The following is a 22,130-nucleotide window of genomic DNA, read 5'->3' on the forward strand; positions in this document are numbered from 1 at the left end:
ATACCTGGCCGAGTGTGGTCCTAATGTGGGAGGGGCTTGCCCCCTCCCACATTTTGAACCGTGTTCAGGCTGAAGATCAGCGCATGAAGTGAATCTTGCCGCTGTCATCATTCCCCATGTAGATGCCATACACCCCAGCCTGGCGTTCCTCGATGTAACGCTCGAGGATCTGCCGGATCGCCGGGTAGTAGATGCTGTCCCACGGAATGTCCTCGGGGGCGAAGAATGTGTAGGCCTGGGTTTCCGGGCCGAACTGGCCGGTGATCTCCAGCGCGATGGCGCGGAAGATGATGTACACCTCGCTGATCTTCGGCACGCTGAAAATCGAGTAGGGCGAGACGATCTCGGCGCGCACGCCGCTCTCTTCCCAGACTTCGCGCAACGCCGCCTCTTCGGTGGTTTCGCCACCTTCCATGAAGCCTGCCGGCAGCGTCCAGGTGCCGGGGCGCGGGGGGATTGCGCGCTGGCACAGCAGGTACTTGCCGTCCTGCTCGATGATGCAGCCGGCGATGATCTTGGGATTGATGTAGTGGATATAGCCGCAGCCCCGGCACATCAGGCGCTCGTGGGTGTCGCCCGGTTGCAGCTGATGACCGAGGTCACGGCTGCCGCAGGTCGGGCAGAAGCTGGGGCTGGGCACGGTCAGTGACCTATGCGCGGTTCTTTAAGCGCGATTGGCAGGGTGATCTCGGGGAGCTTGCCGGTTTCTTCCTGTTTGCGCTTGAGGTAATCCAGGGCCACGGCTGCCGCTGCACGCACGTGATCGACGCAGGCCTGGTGGGCGGCGAGGGGGTCACCGCTCTTGATCGCCTGGACCATGCGTTCCATTTCCTGGTTGCTGGCGCCACGCCGGTTTTGCTGGGACACCGAGGTCGCGCGCAGGTAGCTGATACGCGCCTGCAACTGGCGCAACTGGGTGGCGGCTACGTGGTTGCCGGAGCCTGCGAGCAACACATCGTAGAAGCCCTGCACGGAGTCGATGACTTGCTGCAGTTCGCCTTCCTTGAGGGCCTTGCGGTTTTCCTCGAGGGCTTTTTCCAGGGCCTTGATGTCCTTGGCTTTGGCGCGCAGGGTGAACAACTGCACGATCAAACCTTCGAGTACGCAGCGCAGTTCATAGATATCGACGGCATCGGCCAGGGTGATGATCGCCACCTGCGGACCCTTGGCATCGGCGAATTCCACCAGGCCTTCGGACTCCAGGTGACGCAAGGCTTCGCGCACCGACGTGCGGCTGACGCCGAGGCGATCGCACAGGTCGCGCTCCACCAGGCGGTCACCGGGCAGCAGCTGGAAATTCATGATGGCGCTGCGCAGTTTCTCCAGCACGATTTCGCGCAGGGTGACCGGGTTGTGATTGACCTTGAAGCTGTCGTCGAGGGGCGCGCGTTTCATGGGGTCTGCTCTGAATGTAGCGGTTAACTGGAGGCCTCGGCATCGGCTTCGGCGAAGGCTTCACGGGCCAGCCGGAAGCTGTCCACGGCAGCGGGAACCCCGCAATAAATGCCGACCTGAAGCAAAATTTCGCGTATTTGTTCACGACTCAGCCCGTTGCGCAAGGCGCCGCGCACGTGCAGTTTGAGTTCGTGAGGCCGATTGAGGGCCGAAATCATTGCCAAGTTTATCATGCTGCGTTCCTTAAGCGACAAACCCTCCCGGCCCCACACATGGCCCCAGCAGTACTCGGTGACCATTTCCTGCAGTGGCCGGGTGAAGTCGTCGGCGTTGTCGATTGAACGCTGTACGTAGGCCTCACCCAGCACCTGAGTACGGATTTTCAGGCCTTGTGCATATTTGTCGTTGCTCATGGTTCAGCGCTCCTCAGGCCAGGGTCGGCAGTGGGCCCAGCTTGCCCTTGTGATAGATCATCGGCGTGACCGGCTGCACGGGCAGGATCAGGTTCTTCACCGCGCCAACAATGATCGCGTGGTCACCGCCGTCGTATTCGCGCCACAACTCGCACTCGATGATGGCCGTGGCGTTGGCCAGCAGCGGGTTGCCCAGCTCACTGAGGTGCCACTCGATGCCCTTGGCCTTTTCCTTGCCTTTGCTGGCAAAGGCATAGGCTTCAGCGGTCTGGCCGGCGGACAGCAGGTGAATCGCGAAGCGCTTGCTGTCGCGCAGGATCGGGTAGGTGTCCGACGCGTAGTTGGGGCAGAACAGCACCAGGGCCGGCTCGATCGACAGTGCACTGAATGCGCTGGCGGTGATGCCGACGATGCCGCCGTCCGGATCGAGGGTGGTGACCACCGTGACGCCCGATGGGAACGAGCTCATGACGTCTTTGTAAATGCCGGGTTCGATCATGGTTGTGGACTCTTAACGCATCACAAAGGGATCAGGCATGGGCGCCTGGGAGAGGTTGATCCACACCGTCTTCAGCTCGGTGTAGGCCAGCACCGAATCGATGCCGCTTTCGCGCCCGTAGCCGCTGTTCTTGAAGCCGCCGATGGGCGCCATGGCCGAGACGGCGCGGTAGGTGTTGACCCAGATAATCCCCGAGCGCACGTCTCGGGCCAGTCGATGGGCGCGGCCCAGGTCGCGGGTCCAGATGCCGGCGGCAAGGCCGAACTGCGAGTCGTTGGCAATCGCCAGCGCTTGGGCTTCGTCTTTGAAACGGATCACCGAAGCCACTGGGCCGAACACTTCTTCCTGCATGATTTTCATCGAGTTGGTGTCGCACTCAAACAACGTCGGCTCATAGAACCAGCCTTCACCGAGGTTCGACGGGCGCTTGCCACCGGTGCGCAGGCGTGCGCCTTCGGCGATGGCATCCGCCACCAGGCCTTCGACCACGGCCAGCTGCTGGGCGGTGGCCATGGGGCCCATTTCGCTGGCATCGTCCAGAGGGTTGCCGATGCGGATGCGCTCGGCGCGCTGCACCAGGCGCTCGACGAATTCATCGTAGATGTCTTCCTGGACCAACAGGCGCGAACCGGACACGCAACTCTGGCCCGAGGCCGCAAAAATACCGGCAATCGCACCGTTGATGGCGCTGTCGAGGTCAGCGTCGGCAAAAATGATATTCGGTGATTTACCGCCCAGCTCCAGCGACAGCTTGGCGAAGTTCTCCGCGCTGCTGCGCACCACATGGCGTGCGGTGGCCGCGCCGCCGGTGAAGGCGATTTTGCGCACCAGTGGGTGGCGGGTGAGGGCGGCGCCGGTACTCGGGCCGTAGCCGGTCACCACGTTGACTACGCCCGGCGGAATCCCGGCTTCGAGGGCCAGACGCGCCAGTTCCAGGATAGTCGCCGAAGCGTGTTCCGAGGGTTTGATGACGATGGTATTGCCCGCCGCGAGGGCCGGCGCGAGTTTGATCGCCGTCAGGTACAGCGGGCTGTTCCACGGAATGATCGCGGCGACCACGCCCATGGCTTCGTGGACCGTGTAGGCGAACAGGTCCGGTTTGTCCAGCGGCAAGGTGCCGCCTTCGAGCTTGTCGGCCAGGCCTGCGGTGTAATGGAAGAACTCCGGCAGGTAGCGGACCTGGCCGCGGGTCTCGCGGATCAGCTTGCCGTTGTCGCGGCTTTCCAGCTGCGCCAGTTGTTCTGTGTTCTCGGCGATCAAGTCACCCAGGCGGCGCAGCAATTTGCCCCGTGCAGTGGCGCTGAGGCCGCGCCAGGCCGGGCTCTCGAAAGCCGTTTGCGCGGCCTGTACGGCGCGGTCCACGTCGGCTTCATCGGCATCGGGCAATTGCGCCCACGGTTCGGCCAGGGCCGGGTTGAGGCTGTCGAAAGTCTTGCCGGACAGGGCATCGACCCATTCACCGCCGATGCACATCTGGAAGCGTGCGAGTGTCATGCAACGATCCCCTTTATTGGATTGTTTTGGGCGTACACGGTATTCAGGAACCCCAGCAGCAGGCTGTTGACCAGGCGCGGTGATTCCACCGGCATCATATGTCGTTGCTCGGCCAGCACCGCAACCGTGGCACCGGGAATGCGGTCGGCCAGTTGCCGGGCCATTTCCGGTGTCGAGCCGGGGTCAAGTTCGCCGGTGGCGACCAGGGTGGGTGCGCGCAGCCCCTTGAGGTCGTCGGCGCGATACATGTCCTGGGTCGCAAACAGCTCGTAGGTGGTGAGGTAGCCCTGGGGGTCATTGCCCGCCAGGGTCTGGCGCAGTGCGGCGATCTGCGCCGGGTTGGCCGCCTGGTATTCACGGCTGAACCAGCGCGACAGCGCCGCCTCCGCGTTCGCATCCGGCCCGTGCTCGGCGGCCTGGGCCGTGCGCGCGATTACGCCGGCACGTTGCTTGGGACTGCGGTTGAACACACTGTTAAGCACCACCAGGCTTTTGAGACGGTCGGGGTAATGCAGGGCAAACGCCCGTGCGACCAGGCCGCCCATGGAGAACCCGATCACCGTGGCCTGGGGCAGTTGCAGGTGGTCGAGCAGTTCCAGCAACTGGTCCGCATAGCCGAGCAACGGTGTGCCGGCGGCCGGGCGCGGGCTCGCGCCATGGCCGAGCATGTCATAGCTGATCACGTGGTAATGGGTGGCCAGGCCAACGACTTGCCCGCCCCACATTTCTTTATTCAGGCCCACGCCGTGGATCAAAACCACAGGCTGGCCTTGGCCGGTCGCCAGATAACTGGTGCCAGCCGGGGTGCGTTCAGCGGTGAGCCGAATCATGGAGCGCTCCTGCATGCTTTTTGTTATGGCGGGTTTCGCCTACTGGGCTTTTTCAGCCGCCAGCTCTTCCAGGTCGATGTAACGGTTGCCGATCCGTGGATGCAGGCGCCCGCCATCGGCGCAGCCCAGCACGACGACGATTTCGTCAGCGCGCGGCGCGTCTTCGATTTGCATTTCCAGGGTGATGTAGTGCGAGCGCAGGCCTTCGTCGTCCTTGTGCATCATCGGAATCTGGATCGAGGTGCCCGGACCGCCGCGCTTGTTGGTGAAGCTCAGGTAGCTCTTGGCCTTGACCGCTTCACGGTAGTGGTTGCCGAAGCGCAGGGTATGGATGATCGCGCTCGCGTGTTCGATCTCGCCATCGGCACCTACCACGGCGGCTTTGCCGTAGGCCTCGATTTTTTCGGCGCCACCGATGATGCCCACCAGGCGCTCGACCATCAGCGCGCCGAGGTCGGAGCAGTTGGCGCGGATCTGCGGCTTCAGGTCTTCGACGAAACCACGACCCAGCCAGGGGTTTTTCAGGACCACGGCCAGGCCGACCATTTTCACGGGCGTGTCGGAGGCTTTGCCGCCCTCGATAAAGGTCTCTTCTACATAACTGACGATCTTGCGGATTTCGAAACTCATGGGCTGCTCCGTCTAAGTAAGTGTCTGCGTATGATGGTATACCATAATACGAGAATCGCAATAGGCGGCAGTAAGATCCCAGGCAAGCGCGCATGCGAGCGCTCGAGCAGTGGCTTGATGAGTAGTGAGGATGCAGTGATCAGGCGGTGGAGGGCTCACCGCCTGTTTTGGGAGGGAGAGTCAGTACTTGAAGCGGCCCACCAGACCTTTGAGTTGCCCGGAAATATCGGTCAAGCGCCCCGAACCGGTCTGCGCCGAATGGGCAAACTCTTCAACCAGTTGCGCATCGGCGTGAATCTGCGCGATGTGTCGGTTGATCTCCTCGGCCACTTGGTGCTGTTCTTCGGCAGCGGTGGCGATCTGGGTGTTCTGGTCGCGAATCGAGTCCACCGAACCGCGGATCTTGTCGAAGCTGTCGCGGGCCTGTTGGATGCGTTCCACGCTGGTGTGGGACACCAGCAGGCTGCCTTGCATCTGCTGGGTGACTTCCTGGGTGCGGCGGGCAAGGTTGCCCAGCAGGCTGTCGATCTCGCCGGTGGAGTCGGCGGTGCGTCGGGCCAGGGCGCGGACTTCGTCGGCAACCACCGCGAAACCGCGGCCCTGGTCGCCGGCGCGTGCCGCTTCAATGGCGGCGTTGAGCGCCAGCAGGTTGGTCTGTTCGGCAATCGAACGGATGGTGTCGAGGATGGTGTTGATGTTCTGGCTGTCTTGTTCAAGCAACTGCATGGTCTGCGTGGATTTCTGCAGATCTTCGCTGAGCTTGAGCACGCTGCCGGTGGCTTCGCCGATGTGCTGCTGGCCATTGTGCACATCCCGATAGCCCTCATCGGCGCTCGACGCCGCGGCGCTGCATGAGCGCGCGACTTCGTTGGCGGTGGCCACCATTTCGTTGAAGGCGGTGCTCACCAGTTCCACGGCTTCGCGTTGGCGGCCGGCAGCCTGGTTCATGTTGTTGGCCACTTCGCTGGTGTCGGCGGCGGCGGTTTGCAGGTCCGAGGACGCGTTGCCGATGCGTTGCACCAGTTGCGCAATCATGCTCAGGAACTGGTTGAACCAGCCGGCCAGGCTGGCGGTTTCGTCCTTGCCCTGCACTTTGAGCTGGCGCGTGAGGTCGCCTTCACCTTCGGCGATTTCCTGCAGGCCATCGGCCACGCCGCGAATAGGGCGCACGATCACCCGGGCGAAACTGGCGCCGACGATAGCGAAGACCAGCGCCAATACGGCGGCGATGGCGGCAATCAGCCAGGTCAGGCGGGTGGCGCCGGCCATCACTTCGTCACGCTTGATCAGGCCGATAAAGCGCCAGCCCAGGTCTTTGGAGCTGACCACGTTGGCCATGTAGGCCACGCCGTCGATGTTCACTTCGGTCACGCCATCGCCGTGCTTGGCCAGTTCGGCGTAGTTGGGCCCCAGGTCGGCCAGCGGCTTGAAGTTGTGTTTGGCATCGCTGGGGTCCACCAGCACGTTGCCATCGGCTTCCACCAGCATCAGGTAGCCGCTGTCGCCCAGCTTGATGGTGCGCACCAGTTCAGTGAGCTGCTTGAGCGACACGTCCAGGCCGACCACGCCAAGGAGGTTGCCAGTGGTGTCGGCGACGGTACGTACGGTACCGATCAGCACCACATCGTCCGGCGCCCAGTAGTAGGCGCCGGTGCGCACGGTCTTGCCTGGCGCCGCGATGGCGGCCTGGTACCAGGGGCGCACACGTGGGTCGTATTGAGTCAGTTTGGCGTCGTCCGGCCAGCTGGCGTAGCCGCCATCGCGCAGGCCCAGGGACAGGTAGGCGGTGCTGGGGTGGCTTTTGGCGAACTGGTCGAAGATCGCCAGCAGTTCGGTATTGGTCGGGGTGAGCGGGATTTGCGCGGCGTCCGCGCCGGCATAGCTTTTCAAGTCCTTGGCCGCGACAACGCGCGGGTCCTTGGCCACGTACTCGACGTTCTGGCTGATGCCGTCGAAAAACTGCTTCATGCCGTTGTCGATCTGGCGGATCTCGCGACCGCTGCTGTCGAGGAAGTTGGCGAGGGCTCCTTCGCGCACATTCAGCACCACGATAATGGCGACCAGCACGACCGGAAGGCACGCGATGGCCGCAAACGCCCATGTCAGCTTCTGCTTGATATTCATGACTTCACCCGCGGGTATTTATAGTTTTGGCAAGGGGAGAAACGGTCGTGCTGTGCGTCGCAGGCGTTGTTATGCAGAGAAGGCCATGCTTACCCTCGGTTTATCGACCGAGGGCGCCAGCACTTGAGGGGAGGGAGAATTCAGCCGATCTGGTCGCCAGCCAGGGCGTCACGGCGCATGGATTGCAGGTTCTTCTCGATGGTTTCGCAGATCGCTTCCATTTGAATCTGATGTTCACTGGAGCGAAACGGGCTTTGCAGGTCGGTGCCGATACGTTCGATCGCCAGCAGCATGAAACCCACCACCGTGGAGGCCAGCGGGGTGAACCAGCCCAGGGATTCCACGAGGCCCACGGGGACGATCAGGCAGAACAGCGAGATGAACAGGCGTGGGAAATACACATAGGGGTAGGGCAGCGGTGTGTTGGCGATCCGCTCCATGCCGCCCTGGGCATTGGACAGGTCCACCAGCGTCGACTCCAGCCGCGCCAGGCGGATGCTGTCCAGGTGACCGGCCTTGTATTCGCGGGCCAGCAAGGCGGCCGAGCCCGGTCAGGATATCGTTGGCGAAGTTGTTGGTGGCGCCGTTGCGGGCAAATTCCTCGTCAGGGATGAACGCGCGCACTTCCTCGGGGCAAGGCTCGCCCTTGAGGTGCGCGGCCAGGCAATTCACATAAGCCACATGACGGCGCAACAGCGTGGATTTGATCGGGTTCACTTCGCTGCCGGGGTCATCCAGCAGGGTCAGTACCTGGCGTGCGAAGCTGCGCGAGTTGTTGACCATCGCGCCCCATAAGGTGCGCGCTTCCCACCAGCGGTTGTAGGCGCTGCTGTTACGAAAACTGATCAGCACCACCAACGCCGAGCCGAGCAAGGTCAGGGGCATCAGCGGCAGGTTGATCTTGGTGTTGAGGAACAGCATGAAATCCACCGTGACGGCGATATCCCACAACAACAGCCAGAACAGGGCCCAGCCGACATAGCCCATGGTCTTGATGATAAGGCGGTATTTCTTGAGAAGGGCAGCTTTCAAACGAGAACCTCGCGGCGTGCGGTTGGTAACAGTGCCAGGTTACGACGCCAGTGAGAGGTGAAGGTTCGCCTGAGCAAATCCGCTTCGGCAAATCTGGAACAAGTTTGGTACTGATGACGTCTTGCGCGGCAATCGCTGTACATTGCGGGCGAGGCAAAAAGCCATTAACCGCAGGGTTTATTACCACGTGATTTGTTTTAGGGCCGGGCTGCAGGGATTTCGTAGCTGAGATCAGTGGAATCAAGTTGGATGATCAGGGCTCTTTCATGCATGTCAGTTCGTTGAAGTCGGCTATGTGTAATACCGCGCAAGCGCTCGAACGTCATAAGGATTTTGAATCGTGCTTGAGAGCGCATTACCACGTGCTGCTCGTGCCTTATTCCAGACGACCGTTTTTTTATAAGAGTGCACTTAAATACAGCCGTTTGATGGTGTCGTTTGCCTTATTGAGTGAGTACTTCGCCACACCCTTACCGTTATTGTCCGAAGTTAAAACCCTGTGCGTGACGCGCAGGTATTGTTCGAAAAACAGCCTGGAATCGATCTTTCTATTGTTTCGCGCGCTGGGCTTCATGGAAGTTGCGCCGCACCCCGAAGACAGTCGCTTCCGCGTGTTTGCGCCCTCGGACGAAGCCTGCCGTGAAGCGCGCCTGATGCTGACGTCCCTCACGGAGTCCCTGGCGCGCCTGTACCCCGAAAGGGCGATTTTCCAACAGCTTCGCGAGTTGGATGACCGTGGCTTCCTGGCCCTTTACTTCAGGGGATTTGCCGTCATTCTCGACGCCGACCTCACGGTCGATGTCCTGCTGCCGGAGTGTTACTGGCTGGTGAAAAGAGACGCCGGCCACCTGTTGATGCTGGCCATTTATAACGATGCCTTTGCCCCGGACAACGATCGGACAACGTTCAGGTCATCTTCTTATCTGGCATTGGCCAAGCAACTTTCGGTGTCCAAGACCCACGTTATCCGCATGGTTCAGGAAGGCGTGGAAAAAGGCTATTTCAAAGCTCACTCCAAAACCCGGCTGGAAGTGCTGCCACCCTTCGTCAGCCTGGTAAAGCGGTTCATGGCCTTTTCATTTGCGATTGGCCTGCATGCTATAGAAATGGGAGCGTAAGGATGCCTGCTCACTTGAAGTTAAGGCCCAGGATGCGCAGTTTGCTGTCGCCTGCGGTGACGCAAGCCGAATGGATCGGCATCGTGGCCTGGACAGTTATCGGGCTGATCCAGGCCATGATGTTCGACCTGTCCATGTTGAGCGTCACCCTTGGCTTGTTGTTGGTGTGTCGACTTCATTCGCTGACCACCCACTTTCTGCTTTGGCGCTTACTCGGGGTGACCTACATCGTGCTGTTGTCGGTGGGGTTTGCTTATGTCATCGAGGTCAATCCGCAGTTGCGTATCTATGGCTTGCCCTTGGCCGTCACGTTGGTCGTGGGCAGCGCGATCCTGTTCATCAGTGTTCAGGATTACCTGGTCGGCGCGCTGTCGGTCTGGCTCATCCTGTGGTCTCCAATGCAGGCAGAGCTTTATGCCGGCACCCAGAGCTACCTGCTGATCTTTTGCGCCTCTTCGGTGTCGATCGGTTTTGTCCTCAGTTACTCCTATTTGAAAAACCTGCGTTCGGTGTTGCTGGTGGAAAGTGAGTTTCGCACGTTGGCCGAGACCGATTACCTGACCTCTATCCTCAACCGGCGCGCGTTCATGCAAAGCTTCGAAACGTTGCTTGGCAGTGGCCAGGGCGGCTACTTCATCATGCTGGACGTCGACAGCTTCAAGGCCATGAATGACCGCTATGGCCACGACGTGGGGGACAAGATCCTACGGGCCATGGCGCTTTGCCTGAAAAACGCCAAAGGCAGCCACAGCTTTGGAAGGATCGGCGGGGAAGAGTTCGGTGTGCTGGTGCAGGGCGATGACCCGGCGCTGGCCTGCGAATTTGTGCTGGACTTGTTGCAGGCGATTCGTTGCAGCGTCGCGGCACCGCACAACTACACGTGCAGTGCCGGCATGGCGCGGTTTTCGTCAGGTGATGAGTTGTCGGCGGTACTCAAGATCGCCGACAAAAACCTGTATGGCGCCAAGCGCAATGGCAAGGATTGTGTGCATCTGGACGGTGCGCCGTTGCGGCCTGTCACCGCCTGAAGCCTGGGTAGCGGGGTTTACCGCTGGGCAAGCACACTGGCCAGCAACCCGGGGAAGCGGCCCTCGAGCTCTTCACGGCGCAACGAGTTCATATGGGTGGTGCCGACGTTGCGCGTGTTCACCAGGCCGGCATCGCGTAATACGCGGAAGTGGTGGGACATGCTGGATTTGGGCCGCCCGCCGTCCAGTTCGCCACAACTGGCTTCGGGCACGCCGGCCAGGCAGCGCACGATGTCCAGGCGCACGGGGTCGCTGAGGGCGTAAAGCACGCGCTCGAGGGTCAGTTCTTGTGGGGTAGGGTGTTTGAAGGCTCGCATGCAGCGGATCATAACAGGGGGGTATCGCTCAATACCATAGTTCGATTACCATCGAACTATCGAATCACTCACCCTTCCCCGGAGTATCAGATGTCCGCTTTGTTCGAACCGTTCAAACTCAAAGACGTTACCTTGCGCAATCGCATTGCCATCCCGCCGATGTGCCAGTACATGGCCGACGACGGCATGGTCAACGACTGGCACCACGTGCACCTGGCCGGCATGGCCCGTGGCGGTGCCGGCCTGCTAGTGGTCGAGGCCACCGCGGTCGCGCCTGAAGGGCGTATCACCCCAGGCTGCGCCGGTATCTGGAGCGATGCCCACGCCGAAGCGTTCGTGCCGATGGTCAAGGCCATCAAGGCCGCCGGTTCCGTACCGGGCATCCAGATTGCCCACGCCGGCCGCAAAGCCAGCGCCAACCGTCCGTGGGAAGGCGACGACCACATCCCGGCCTCCGATGCCCGCAGCTGGGAAACCATCGCCCCGTCGGCGATTGCATTCGGCGCGAACCTGCCCAACGTACCGCGTGCCATGACCCTGGATGACATCGCCCGCGTCCAGCAGGACTTCGTCGACGCCGCCCGTCGTGCGCGTGACGCGGGTTTTGAATGGATCGAACTGCACTTCGCCCATGGCTACCTGGGCCAGAGCTTTTTCTCCGAACATTCCAACCAGCGTACCGACGCCTACGGTGGCAGCTTCGACAACCGCAGCCGTTTCCTCCTGGAAACCCTGGCCGCCGTGCGTGAAGTCTGGCCGGAAAACCTGCCGCTCACCGCACGCTTCGGTGTGATCGAATACGACGGCCGCGATGAGCAGACCCTCACCGAGTCCATCGAGCTGGCCCGCCGCTTCAAGGCCGGTGGCCTGGACCTGCTGAGCGTCAGCGTCGGCTTCACCATTCCCGACACCAACATCCCGTGGGGCCCAGCGTTCATGGGGCCGATTGCCGAACGAGTGCGCCGTGAGGCGGGCATTCCGGTGACGTCGGCGTGGGGTTTTGGTACGCCGCAACTGGCCGAAGGCGCGCTGCAGGCCGGGCATCTTGATTTGGTGTCCGTAGGCCGTGCGCACTTGGCTGATCCGCATTGGGCGTACTTTGCGGCCAAGGAGCTGGGTGTGGACAAGTCGTCCTGGACCTTGCCGGCGCCTTACGCGCACTGGCTGGAACGCTATCGCTGAGCTAGCGACTCGGTAAAACTGTGGGAGGGGGCAAGCCCCCCCCCACATTTGGTTTATATACATCAGGAATACTGCGCCGCTGGGTACAAAGCAGATACGCGAAAAATAACGAATGAGAATGGATATCAAACGAGAATGGCTTGATATATGATGCGCGGCGAATTCTTGGCAGGTATGCCGCCCCATCTGGCTCATTCACTAGGTTCACATTTCATGCGTCGTACCCTGATTTCCATCTGTGTGCTTCAGGCGTTTTCCCCCTTGGCGTGGGCAGAGGATGCTCCGGCTGAAAAAACCAGTATCGAGCTGCAAGCGACCAACGTGACCGCTGCTGAGCAGTTTGAGTCAGCTCAGGGGCCGGTGCAGGGCTACCATGCCACACGATCAGCCAGTGCGACGCGCACCGACACCTCGATTCACGAAACCCCGCAGTCCATCAGCGTAGTGTCCAAAGACGTGGTCGAAGACATCGGCGCGACACGCCTGCAGGATGCCCTCGATTATGCCGGCGGTGTCGGTCGGGCCAACAACTTCGGTGGCCAGGGCCTGACCACGTTCACCGTGCGTGGCTTCACCACCGGTGAGTTCTACCGCAACGGTTTCCCGATCAACCGCGGTTACCCGAACATGCCGGATGCCAATACCATCGAGCGTCTCGAAGTGTTGCGCGGCCCCGCGACCATGCTCTATGGCCGTGGCGACCCCGGCGGCACGTTCAACGTGGTGTCCAAGCAGCCGCTGGCCGAACGTAGCGTGACCCTGGGCAGCCAGGTCAATGACCAGGGCATGAAGCGCGGCACCCTCGATGCCTCTGGCCCGCTGGACGAAGAAGGCCGCCTGGCCTATCGCCTGAACGTGGTGGGCGAGGGCGGCGATACCTTTCGCGATCACGTCGAGACCGAGCGTTACGGCGTGGCACCGGTGATTACCTGGCAGGCCAGCGATGACACCAAGGTGATCTTCGAAGGCGATTTCATGCGCAACAACCACCCGCTGGACCGTGGCCTGACGCGCTTTCCCAACCAGCGCGGCACCGCTTCGCGTGACACGTTCTGGGGCGACAAGGATGCCGGCAAGCTGCATAACGACAACAACATGGCGCAGTTGCGTTTCGAGCATGCGCTCAATGACAACTGGACCCTGGGCGGTGGTTTTCAATGGCTGGACGGCAGCTTGAAAGGCAACGCCATCGAGGCGAACGGGCCCGGCAGCCTGGGCGCCGACGGCCGCACCCTGCAGCGCAACTTCAACTACCGCAAGCTGGAGTGGACCGACAAGGACTACCAGCTCAACCTGACCGGGCATTTCTCCACCGGCGGGTTCGATCACACCCTGCTGACCGGCGTCGAGTACGAGGACTACGACTACCAGTCGATCATCCAGCGTTCCGCCGCCGCTGCGGGTACTTACCCGATCGACATCTTCAACCCGGTATATGGCCAAACCCGTCCGCCGCTGACCCGCACGCCGACCCACGATAAGGAAAACCTCAAGACCTACGCCGCCTTCGTGCAGGACCAGGTGGCCCTGACCGAGCGCTTGAAAGTGCTGGCCGGCGCTCGCTTCGAACGGTTCGAGCATGATTACCAAACCTACGTGCCAGGCGCTAAAAACTGGCAGGCCGCCGACAATGCCGTCACCCCGCGCGTGGGCGTGATGTACGACCTGACAGACACCGTCGCGGTCTACGCCGATGCCGCGCGCTCGTTCAAGCCCAACACTGGCGCGAGCCGCGAGGGCGGTGGTTTCGCGCCGGAAAAAGGCAAGTCCTATGAGATGGGCATCAAGTGGGAAGCGCTTGATCGCCAACTGAGCGTTGACGCCGCGATCTACCAGATCGAGAAGAAAAACGTGCTGGCCACCGACCCGCTTGACAACACCTTGAGCGTCGCGACCGGCCAGGTGCGCAGTCGCGGGTTCGACCTCAACGTGGCGGGCAACCTCACGCCGGAGTGGCGCGTGATCGGCGGCTACGCCTACGTGGACGCCGAAGTTACCCGCGACACCACCCTGCGCGCCGGCACGCGCTTGATGAACATCCCGCGCAACAGCTTCAGCCTGCTCAACGTCTACGAATTCCAGGATGGCGCCCTCAAGGGCCTGGGCCTGGGCGCCGGTGGCAAATACGTCGATCAGCGCGCCGGGCAGACCGCCAACACCGCGTTTTCGATGGACGCCTACACCGTGGTCGACCTGCTGGGCTACTACAAGGTCAACGAACAGGTGCGCCTGAACCTAGACGTGAAAAACCTGTTCAACCGCGAGTATGAGGAAGGGGCGTTCGGCAATATCTACGCCTACCCTGGCGCACCACGCACCGTACAGCTTGGAATCTCCTACACCCTCTGACGCTGTACACCGTTCCAAATGTGGGAGGGGGCTTGCTCCCGATTGCAGTGTGTCAGTCTCAATATTTTTGACTGATACACCGCTATCGGGAGCAAGCCCCCTCCCACATTTGATCCCATTTATCCCTTGAGCGGGCTACAACGGCGTCAACACATTCATCACCGTATCCAGCGCCACTCGCGTGTCATCCAGCTGCACCAGCGAGGCGTGCCGCGCGCCCAGGGCGTCGCGATTCTGGATGGCGGTGAGTATCGCCTTGTGCCGGGGCAGGCTCAGGCCCTGGATGTCCGGGCGGCGGTTGGTGATGTTGATCGACTCGCGCAACGGCAGCGACAGCATGTTGCACATATAGGCGAGCAGGTCGTTGCGGGTGGCGTCGGCAATGGCGCGGTGAAAGTCCAGGTCGGCCTGCAACAGTTCGTCGTGGGTCTTGGCGGTTTCCATGCCTTGGTAGGCTTTTTCGATGGTGGCGATGTCTTCATCGGTGGCGGTGGTCGCGGCCATGGCGGCGATTTCCGGTTCGAGAATGCGGCGCACCCCGGCCAGGGTGTTGAAGAACTCACTGTGGGGCGTGGACTGCATCAACCAGGACAGCACGTCCGGGTCGAGCAGGTGCCATTTCAAGCGCGGCCGCACCACGGCACCCACCCGGGGCTTGGAATACACCAGGCCCTTGGCGCTGAGCACCCGCGTCGCCTCGCGCAACACCGAACGGCTGACCTTGTATTCCTCGCACAGCGTGGCTTCCATGGGCAGTCTTTCTTCCGGCTTGAAGCGCCCGGAAACGATGTGCATGCCCAACTCCTGAACGATCTGGGCATGCATGCTCTTGCGCGGCTTGGGCGGCTGGTGATCCATAACGACGGGCAGGCTCTGGCTTAAATTCGCCGCATCATAGCATCCCAATTAGTGGGAATGCCGTGGGACTTCGGCGCCACGGCAGCCCACCAGGAAGTCGAAGTCGCAGCCCTGGTCGGCCTGCAGTACATGGTCGATGTACAGCTGGCGATAGCCACCGACGATGAGTTTTTCGGTGGGCGCCAGGTCCGCCATGCGCGCCGCCAGCTCGGCGTCGGGGATGTCCAGGTGCAAGCGACCATTGGCGCAGTCCAGTTCGATCCAGTCACCTTCCTTCACGGCGGCCAACGGCCCGCCCGCAGCGGCTTCCGGTGCCACGTGCAGCACCACCGTGCCGTACGCGGTGCCGCTCATGCGCGCGTCGGAAATGCGCACCATGTCGGTCACGCCCTGGGCCAGCAACTTGGCCGGCAGCCCCATGTTGCCGACTTCGGCCATGCCTGGGTAACCCTTGGGCCCGCAGTTTTTCATGACCAGGATCGAGCTGGCGTCCACTTCGAGCTCCGGATCGTTGATGCGTGCCTTGTACATGTCGAAGTTTTCGAACACCACCGCACGGCCACGGTGCTGCATCAGTTCGGCGCTGGCGGCGGACGGCTTGAGTACCGCGCCCAGGGGGGCCAGGTTGCCGCGCAGCACGCAGATGCCGCCGTCGGCGCGGATCGGGTTGTCGAGGGTGCGGATCACTTCGTCCTGGCCGTAGATCGGTGAGTCCTTGGTGTTCTCGCCCAGCGACTTGCCGTTGACGGTCAAGGCGTTCGGATGCGGGATCAGGTCGGCCTCGCCCAGGCGGCGCAGTACGGCAGGCAGGCCGCCGGCGTAGTAGAACTCTTCCATCAGGAAGCGCCCCGAGGGTTGCAGGTCAACGATGGTTGGCATGCCACGGCCGATGCGGGTCCAGTCATCCAGGTCCAGTTCCACGCCGATACGGCCGGCGATGGCTTTCAAGTGAATCACCGCGTTGGTCGAGCCGCCAATGGCTGCGTTTACCCGGATCGCATTCTCGAAGGCTTCCTTGGTGAGGATCTTCGACAGCTTCAAATCTTCGCGCACCATTTCCACGGCGCGCATGCCCGACATGTGCGCCAGTACATAGCGCCGTGCATCCACCGCCGGAATCGCCGCGTTGTGGGGCAGGGAAGTGCCGAGGGCCTCGGCCATGCAGGCCATGGTCGACGCGGTGCCCATGGTGTTGCAGGTACCCGCCGAGCGCGACATGCCGCCTTCGGCCGCAAGGAAGTCATCCAGCGTAATAGTGCCGGCCTTGACCTGCTCGCTGAGCTGCCACACCACCGTGCCCGAGCCGATGTCCTGGCCCTTGTGCTTGCCGTTGAGCATCGGCCCGCCGGTAACGACGATGGCCGGTACGTCACAACTGGCGGCGCCCATCAGCAGCGCCGGGGTGGTTTTGTCGCAGCCGGTGAGCAGTACCACGCCATCGATCGGGTTGCCGCGAATGGCTTCTTCCACGTCCATGCTCGCCAGGTTGCGCGTCAGCATGGCGGTGGGGCGCAGATTGGATTCGCCGTTGGAGAACACCGGGAATTCCACCGGGAAGCCACCGGCTTCGATCACGCCGCGTTTGACGTGCTCGGCGATCTGGCGGAAATGCGCGTTGCACGGGGTCAGCTCCGACCAGGTATTGCAGATGCCGATAATCGGCTTGCCATGGAACTGATGGTCGGCAATGCCCTGGTTCTTCATCCAGCTGCGGTACATGAAGCCGTTCTTGTCGGCGGTACCGAACCACTGGGCGGAGCGTAGGCCGGGCTTTTTATCAGACATGATCGATTCTCTTATTGTATGACTATATGTTCTGAGCGTGGTTAAACATAAGCGCAAAATCGCTGCTTTGGAAGAGTTGTTTTGCAAATAGTCCTACTATATAGTTCTTCTCAACTGAGGTATGACCCTGGCGGATTTCCGCGAGAGGCGTCCCCCGAGCTTCTATAAAAACAACAAATCGGAGATCGACCCATGAGCCAGGAATTGCGGCTTATTCGGCGCATCACGCTGAAACTGATTCCCTTCCTGATCCTGCTGTACCTGATCGCCTACGTGGACCGTTCCGCCGTGGGCTTCGCCAAGCTGCACATGGGCGCTGACGTCGGCATCGGCGATGCGGCCTATGGCTTGGGCGCCGGGTTGTTCTTCATTGGCTACTTCCTGTTCGAGATCCCCAGCAACCTGATGCTCGACCGCTTCGGCGCGCGGCGCTGGTTCGCCCGCATCATGATCACCTGGGGCACCATCACCATCGGCATGGCCTTTGTGCAAGGGCCGCATAGCTTCTATGTGATGCGCTTCTTGCTCGGCGCGGCCGAGGCGGGGTTCTTTCCGGGCGTGCTTTATTACATTACGCAGTGGTTCCCGGTGCGCCATCGCGGCAAGATCCTCGGGCTGTTCATCCTCTCCCAACCCATCGCGATGATGATCACCGGCCCGGTGTCCGGCGGCCTGCTGGGTCTGGACGGCACCCTTGGCCTGCACGGCTGGCAATGGCTGTTCATCGTGATCGGCACCCCGGCGATCCTGCTGACCTGGCCGGTACTGCGCTACCTGCCGGACGGCCCCAAGCAGGTCAACTGGATGAGCGAGGACGAGAAAGCCTGGCTCACCGGTGAGTTGAACAAAGACTTGCAAGCCTACGGTCAGACCCGCCACGGCAACCCGCTGCATGCCCTCAAGGACAAGCGCGTGCTGCTGCTGGCGCTGTTCTACCTGCCGGTGACCTTGAGCATCTACGGCCTGGGCCTGTGGTTGCCGACCTTGATCAAGCAGTTCGGCGGCAGTGACCTGACCACCGGTTTCATCTCCGCCGTGCCCTATATTTTCGGCATCATCGGCCTGCTGATCATCCCGCGCAGTTCCGACCGCCTGAATGACCGCTATGGCCACCTCGCTGTGCTTTATGTACTGGGCGCCATCGGCCTGTTCTCAAGCGCATGGCTGAGCGCGCCGGTGCTGCAGATGGCCGCGCTGTGCCTGGCTGCCTTTGCGATGTTTTCCTGCACGGCGGTGTTCTGGACCTTGCCGGGCCGCTTCTTCGCCGGTGCCAGTGCGGCGGCCGGTATCGCGTTGATCAATTCGGTGGGCAACCTCGGCGGCTACATCGGCCCGTTCGTGATTGGTGCGCTCAAGGAATACACCGGCAACCTGGCCTCGGGCTTGTACTTTTTGTCCGGCGTGATGCTGTTCGGGCTGGTGCTGACCTTGGTGGTCTACCGCCTGCTGGAGCGCAAGCATGTGCTGCCCGCCGATCAATTCGCCGCCAGCGCCCGTGGCGCTACACGTACTTAATTCAGGAGAAATGGCATGCGTTTAGTTCAGTTCGAGTTGCCCAACGGCGAACGCCGCGTCGGCGTAGTGCAAGGCACACAGCTGCGCGAAGTTCAGGCTGCGCGCAGCGTGCGCGAGTTGGCCCTGGCCGCCATCGAAGCCGGGGTTGGCCTGGAGCAGCAGGTGAACAGCCTTGGCCTGGGCGACAGCCACGACTACGCCACACTGCTGTCCGACCTCAAGGTGCTGCCGCCGTTGGATCACCCGGACCCTGCGCACATGCTGATCAGCGGCACCGGCCTGACCCACTTGGGCAGCGCCTCGGCACGCGACAAGATGCATCAGGCCGGCGACGAGACCGCCTTGACCGACACCATGCGCATCTTCAAATGGGGCGTTGAGGGCGGTAAACCGGCGGCCGGCCAGGCAGGCGTGCAACCGGAGTGGTTCTACAAGGGCGACGGCAGCACTGTTGTCCGCCCTGGCGCCGCCTTCCCGGTACCGCCGTTTGCCGAAGACGCGGGCGAAGAGCCGGAAATCGGCGGTCTCTACGTGATCGGCCCCGACAGCAAGCCCTATCGCGTGGGCTTTGCGGTGGGCAACGAGTTCTCCGACCACATCATGGAACGCAAGAACTACCTGTACCTAGCCCATTCCAAACTGCGCAGTTGCAGCTACGGGCCGGAACTGCGCGTGGGCGAGTTGCCCCAGCATCTGGCGGGTACCAGTCGTATCCTGCGTAACGGCGAGGAAATCTGGCGGAACGAATTCCTCAGCGGCGAGGCCAATATGTGCCACAGCCTGGAAAACCTCGAGTACCACCACTTCAAATACCGCCAGTTCCTCAAGCCCGGCGATGTGCACATTCACTTCTTCGGCACCGCCACGCTGTCATTTGCTGACGGTATACGTACCCAGGCCGGCGATGTGTTCGAGATCACCCAGGCTGAATTCGGTGCGCCGCTGGTCAACCGTGTCGGCAGCAGTGATGCGGCATTCGAACCCGGCAACGTCATTACCCTTTAAAGGAGAGCCCCATGCCCCAGTTTCTCGGCCACAACTACATCGGCGGTCAGCGCAGCGCCAACGGCAGCATCACGCTGCAAAGCGTCGACGCGGCCACCGGCGAAGCCTTGCCCCAGAATTTCTATCAGGCGACCCCGCAGGAAGTCGATGCCGCCGCCAAGGCCGCCGCCGCCGCTTACCCGGCTTATCGCGCCTTGAGCGCTGCACGCCGTGCACAATTTCTCGATGCGATCGCCGACGAGCTGGACGCGTTGGGCGATGATTTCGTTGAGCTGGTCTGCCGCGAAACGGCGCTGCCGGCGGCGCGTATCAAAGGCGAACGCGGGCGCACCAGCGGCCAGATGCGCCTGTTCGCCACCGTGTTGCGCCGTGGTGATTTCTACGGCGCGCGTATCGACAAGGCCCTGCCGGACCGCCAGCCATTGCCACGCCCGGACCTGCGCCAATACCGCATCGGCCTGGGCCCGGTCGCGGTGTTTGGCGCCAGTAACTTCCCCCTGGCATTTTCCACCGCCGGCGGCGATACCGCAGCTGCGCTGGCGGCGGGTTGCCCGGTGGTATTCAAGGCCCACAGCGGGCATATGGCGACGGCGGAGCAGGTGGCCGATGCGATCATCCGCGCCGCGCAAGCCACCGAAATGCCGGCGGGCGTGTTCAACATGATCTTCGGCGGCGGCGTGGGCGAGGCGCTGGTCAAGCACCCGGCGATCCAGGCCGTCGGCTTTACCGGCTCGCTCAAGGGCGGCCGCGCGCTGTGCGACATGGCCGCCGCGCGCCCGCAACCGATCCCGGTGTTTGCCGAGATGTCCAGCATCAACCCGGTCATCGTGCTGCCACAGGCGCTGGCGGCACGCTCCGAAAGCGTTGCCCGCGACCTGACCTCCTCGGTGGTGCAGGGCTGCGGCCAGTTCTGCACCAACCCCGGCCTGGTGATCGGCATCGCCTCGCCGGCCTTTAGCGCATTCACGCAACAGGTCGCGCAATTGATCGGCGAACAACCGGCGCAAACCATGCTCAACGCGGGCACCCTGGGCAGCTACGGCAAGGGCCTGGAAAAACTCCTGTCGCACCCAGGCATCAAGCATCTGGCGGGCAACCCACAATCGGGCAACCAGGCCCAGCCGCAGTTGTTCAAGGCTGATGTGGGCCTGTTGATCGACGGCGATGAGGTGTTGCAGGAAGAAGTGTTCGGCCCGACCACGGTGTTCGTCGAAGTCGCCGACCAGGCCCAACTCAGCGCGGCCTTGCACGGCCTGCACGGACAATTGACCGCCACCATCATTGGCGAGCCGACCGACCTGCAACAGTTCGCCGAGCTGACGCCGCTGCTGGAGCAGAAAGTCGGGCGCATCCTGCTCAACGGCTACCCCACCGGTGTGGAAGTCTGCGATTCGATGGTGCACGGCGGGCCATACCCGGCCACCTCCGATGCCCGTGGTACCTCGGTCGGCACCTTGGCCATCGATCGTTTCCTGCGCCCGGTGTGCTTCCAGAACTACCCTGATAGCCTGCTGCCCGACGCGCTGAAAAACGCCAACCCGTTGCGTATCCAGCGGCTGGTGGATGGCGCGCCGTCTCGAGAATCGCTGTAACGCATCAGGAGGCTTCATGTCGTTGAGCGCAGTCACCCCACACCGTGCACGGTTGGGCGAAGGGCCGTTCTGGGATATCCCGTCCCAGGCCCTGTATTGGGTGGACATCGCCGCCAGGCAGGCCCTGCGCCTGATGGACGGGCAGTTGCGCGTGTGGCAATTGCCCGAGCACGTCTCGGCGTTCATCCCCTGTGAAAGCGGGGATGCGCTGGTGACCCTGAGCAGCGGTGTATACCGCCTGGACTTGAGCACCGAAGCCCTGACCCTGCTGTGCGTAGCCGACCCGCACGCGGGCAACCGTGGCAACGAAGCGCGCTGTGATGCCCAGGGCCGACTGTGGCTGGGCACCATGCAGAACAACATCGGTGAGCAGGGCGAAGACCTGCCCATCACCCGGCGCTCCGGCGGCCTGTTCCGTGTCGATGCCGATGCGCGGGTCACGCCGTTGCTGACCGGCCTGGGCATTCCCAACACGTTGCTTTGGAACGAGGAGGGCAGCCAGGTGCATTTCGGCGACAGCATGGACGGCACGCTCTATCAGCATTCGATCCGGTCCGACGGCCAGCTCGAACCCGCCCAGGTGTGGTTTGCACCTCACGAACGCGGTGGGCCGGACGGCTCGGCCATGGACAGCGAGGGCTACATCTGGAATGCCCGTTGGGACGGCAGCTGCCTGTTGCGCCTGACACCCTCGGGTGAAGTGGATCGCATCATCGAACTGCCCGTCAGCCGTCCCACCAGTTGCGTGTTTGGTGGGCCGGATCTGACCACCCTGTACATCACCAGCGCCGCGAGTCCCTTGGATCACCCCCTGGACGGTGCGGTGCTGGCCATAGAAGTTGATGTCCCTGGAAAACCCTGCACTCGCTTTGCCGGATAAACCCTGTAGGAGCCGGCTTGCCCGCGAAAAACGTCAACGATAACGCGTTCATCCTGGATGAACGCGGTGCTATCAGGTTTTTCG

Annotated in this window: 18 protein-coding genes and 3 pseudogenes; 8 read left to right on the plus strand and 13 right to left on the minus strand. The window is 62.2% G+C overall.

The features are described 5' to 3' along the window. Positions 1-76: 76 nt before the first annotated feature. The 10 genes and pseudogenes from QF045_RS13345 to QF045_RS13385 all read right to left on the minus strand — a co-directional run bounded on the left by QF045_RS13345 (position 77) and on the right by QF045_RS13385 (position 8,417). A complete protein-coding gene (locus tag QF045_RS13345) occupies positions 77-640 on the minus strand; it encodes an NUDIX hydrolase (protein WP_306492597.1) in 564 nt (187 codons plus the stop codon). Between the two features lie 2 nt (positions 641-642). Then, complete coding sequence (locus tag QF045_RS13350) at positions 643-1,395, minus strand: GntR family transcriptional regulator (RefSeq protein ID WP_306492598.1); 753 nt, start codon at positions 1,393-1,395, stop codon at positions 643-645. Positions 1,396-1,418: 23 nt separating this feature from the next. Continuing rightward, complete coding sequence (locus tag QF045_RS13355) at positions 1,419-1,808, minus strand: carboxymuconolactone decarboxylase family protein (protein ID WP_306492599.1); 390 nt, start codon at positions 1,806-1,808, stop codon at positions 1,419-1,421. A 13-nt stretch (positions 1,809-1,821) separates the two neighbouring features. Then, positions 1,822-2,307, minus strand: a complete 486-nt coding sequence (locus QF045_RS13360; RefSeq protein WP_306492600.1) for a flavin reductase family protein — start codon at positions 2,305-2,307, stop codon at positions 1,822-1,824. 12 nt (positions 2,308-2,319) lie between these two features. Then, complete coding sequence (locus tag QF045_RS13365; RefSeq protein WP_306492601.1) at positions 2,320-3,801, minus strand: aldehyde dehydrogenase; 1,482 nt, start codon at positions 3,799-3,801, stop codon at positions 2,320-2,322. Next, on the minus strand, positions 3,798-4,631 hold the full coding sequence (locus tag QF045_RS13370) for an alpha/beta fold hydrolase (RefSeq protein WP_306492602.1): 834 nt from the start codon (positions 4,629-4,631) through the stop codon (positions 3,798-3,800). The genes QF045_RS13365 and QF045_RS13370 overlap by 4 nt, the downstream gene beginning before the upstream one ends. A gap of 39 nt (positions 4,632-4,670) precedes the next feature. After that, on the minus strand, positions 4,671-5,261 hold the full coding sequence (locus QF045_RS13375; RefSeq protein WP_306492603.1) for an amino acid synthesis family protein: 591 nt from the start codon (positions 5,259-5,261) through the stop codon (positions 4,671-4,673). A 180-nt stretch (positions 5,262-5,441) separates the two neighbouring features. Continuing rightward, positions 5,442-5,978 (minus strand): annotated as a pseudogene (locus tag QF045_RS27750) (methyl-accepting chemotaxis protein); the annotation flags it as partial. A gap of 327 nt (positions 5,979-6,305) precedes the next feature. Beyond that, positions 6,306-7,385: pseudogene (locus QF045_RS27755) on the minus strand (cache domain-containing protein); the annotation flags it as partial. Between the two features lie 140 nt (positions 7,386-7,525). Then, positions 7,526-8,417 (minus strand): annotated as a pseudogene (locus QF045_RS13385) (bestrophin family protein). A 266-nt stretch (positions 8,418-8,683) separates the two neighbouring features. On the opposite strand from QF045_RS13385, the gene QF045_RS13390 reads away from it, so the two are divergent. Together QF045_RS13390 and QF045_RS13395 are read left to right on the plus strand one after the other, a co-directional pair. After that, positions 8,684-9,535, plus strand: a complete 852-nt coding sequence (locus tag QF045_RS13390; RefSeq protein ID WP_306494890.1) for a hypothetical protein — start codon at positions 8,684-8,686, stop codon at positions 9,533-9,535. 2 nt (positions 9,536-9,537) lie between these two features. Continuing rightward, complete coding sequence (locus tag QF045_RS13395) at positions 9,538-10,563, plus strand: GGDEF domain-containing protein (protein ID WP_306492605.1); 1,026 nt, start codon at positions 9,538-9,540, stop codon at positions 10,561-10,563. A gap of 17 nt (positions 10,564-10,580) precedes the next feature. Here the strand turns inward: QF045_RS13395 and QF045_RS13400 are convergent, their stop codons facing one another. Further along, entirely contained in the window at positions 10,581-10,880 is a 300-nt protein-coding gene (locus QF045_RS13400; protein ID WP_124366712.1) for a helix-turn-helix transcriptional regulator, read from the minus strand. 90 nt (positions 10,881-10,970) lie between these two features. Here QF045_RS13400 and QF045_RS13405 point away from each other — a divergent pair, with 90 nt between their 5' ends. Together QF045_RS13405 and QF045_RS13410 are read left to right on the plus strand one after the other, a co-directional pair. Next, positions 10,971-12,062 (plus strand): NADH:flavin oxidoreductase/NADH oxidase, encoded by a 1,092-nt coding sequence (locus QF045_RS13405; protein WP_101220917.1) that lies wholly within the window; start codon positions 10,971-10,973, stop codon positions 12,060-12,062. Positions 12,063-12,275: 213 nt separating this feature from the next. Then, positions 12,276-14,411: a TonB-dependent siderophore receptor gene (locus QF045_RS13410; RefSeq protein ID WP_306492606.1), complete on the plus strand. Its 2,136-nt coding sequence runs from the start codon at positions 12,276-12,278 to the stop codon at positions 14,409-14,411. A gap of 135 nt (positions 14,412-14,546) precedes the next feature. On the opposite strand, the gene QF045_RS13415 is transcribed toward QF045_RS13410, so the two are convergent. Next, positions 14,547-15,269 (minus strand): FadR/GntR family transcriptional regulator, encoded by a 723-nt coding sequence (locus tag QF045_RS13415; RefSeq protein ID WP_306492607.1) that lies wholly within the window; start codon positions 15,267-15,269, stop codon positions 14,547-14,549. Between the two features lie 48 nt (positions 15,270-15,317). After that, a complete protein-coding gene (locus tag QF045_RS13420) occupies positions 15,318-17,054 on the minus strand; it encodes an IlvD/Edd family dehydratase (RefSeq protein ID WP_306492608.1) in 1,737 nt (578 codons plus the stop codon). Between the two features lie 192 nt (positions 17,055-17,246). Between QF045_RS13420 and QF045_RS13425 the strand changes: the two genes are divergently transcribed. From QF045_RS13425 to QF045_RS13440, 4 genes are read left to right on the plus strand one after another with little or no spacing between them, the layout of a single operon-like run. Continuing rightward, positions 17,247-18,569: an MFS transporter gene (locus QF045_RS13425; protein ID WP_306492609.1), complete on the plus strand. Its 1,323-nt coding sequence runs from the start codon at positions 17,247-17,249 to the stop codon at positions 18,567-18,569. Between the two features lie 15 nt (positions 18,570-18,584). Then, complete coding sequence (gene araD1, locus QF045_RS13430) at positions 18,585-19,574, plus strand: AraD1 family protein (RefSeq protein ID WP_306492610.1); 990 nt, start codon at positions 18,585-18,587, stop codon at positions 19,572-19,574. An 11-nt stretch (positions 19,575-19,585) separates the two neighbouring features. Next, positions 19,586-21,166 carry an aldehyde dehydrogenase (NADP(+)) gene (locus tag QF045_RS13435; RefSeq protein ID WP_306492611.1) on the plus strand — a complete coding sequence of 527 codons (1,581 nt, stop codon included), beginning with the start codon at positions 19,586-19,588 and terminating at the stop codon, positions 21,164-21,166. A gap of 16 nt (positions 21,167-21,182) precedes the next feature. Then, positions 21,183-22,046 carry an SMP-30/gluconolactonase/LRE family protein gene (locus tag QF045_RS13440; protein ID WP_306492612.1) on the plus strand — a complete coding sequence of 288 codons (864 nt, stop codon included), beginning with the start codon at positions 21,183-21,185 and terminating at the stop codon, positions 22,044-22,046. The last annotated feature ends 84 nt before the right edge of the window (positions 22,047-22,130 follow it).

Source organism: Pseudomonas sp. W4I3 (assembly GCF_030816195.1).
Classification (GTDB): Bacteria; Pseudomonadota; Gammaproteobacteria; order Pseudomonadales; family Pseudomonadaceae; genus Aquipseudomonas.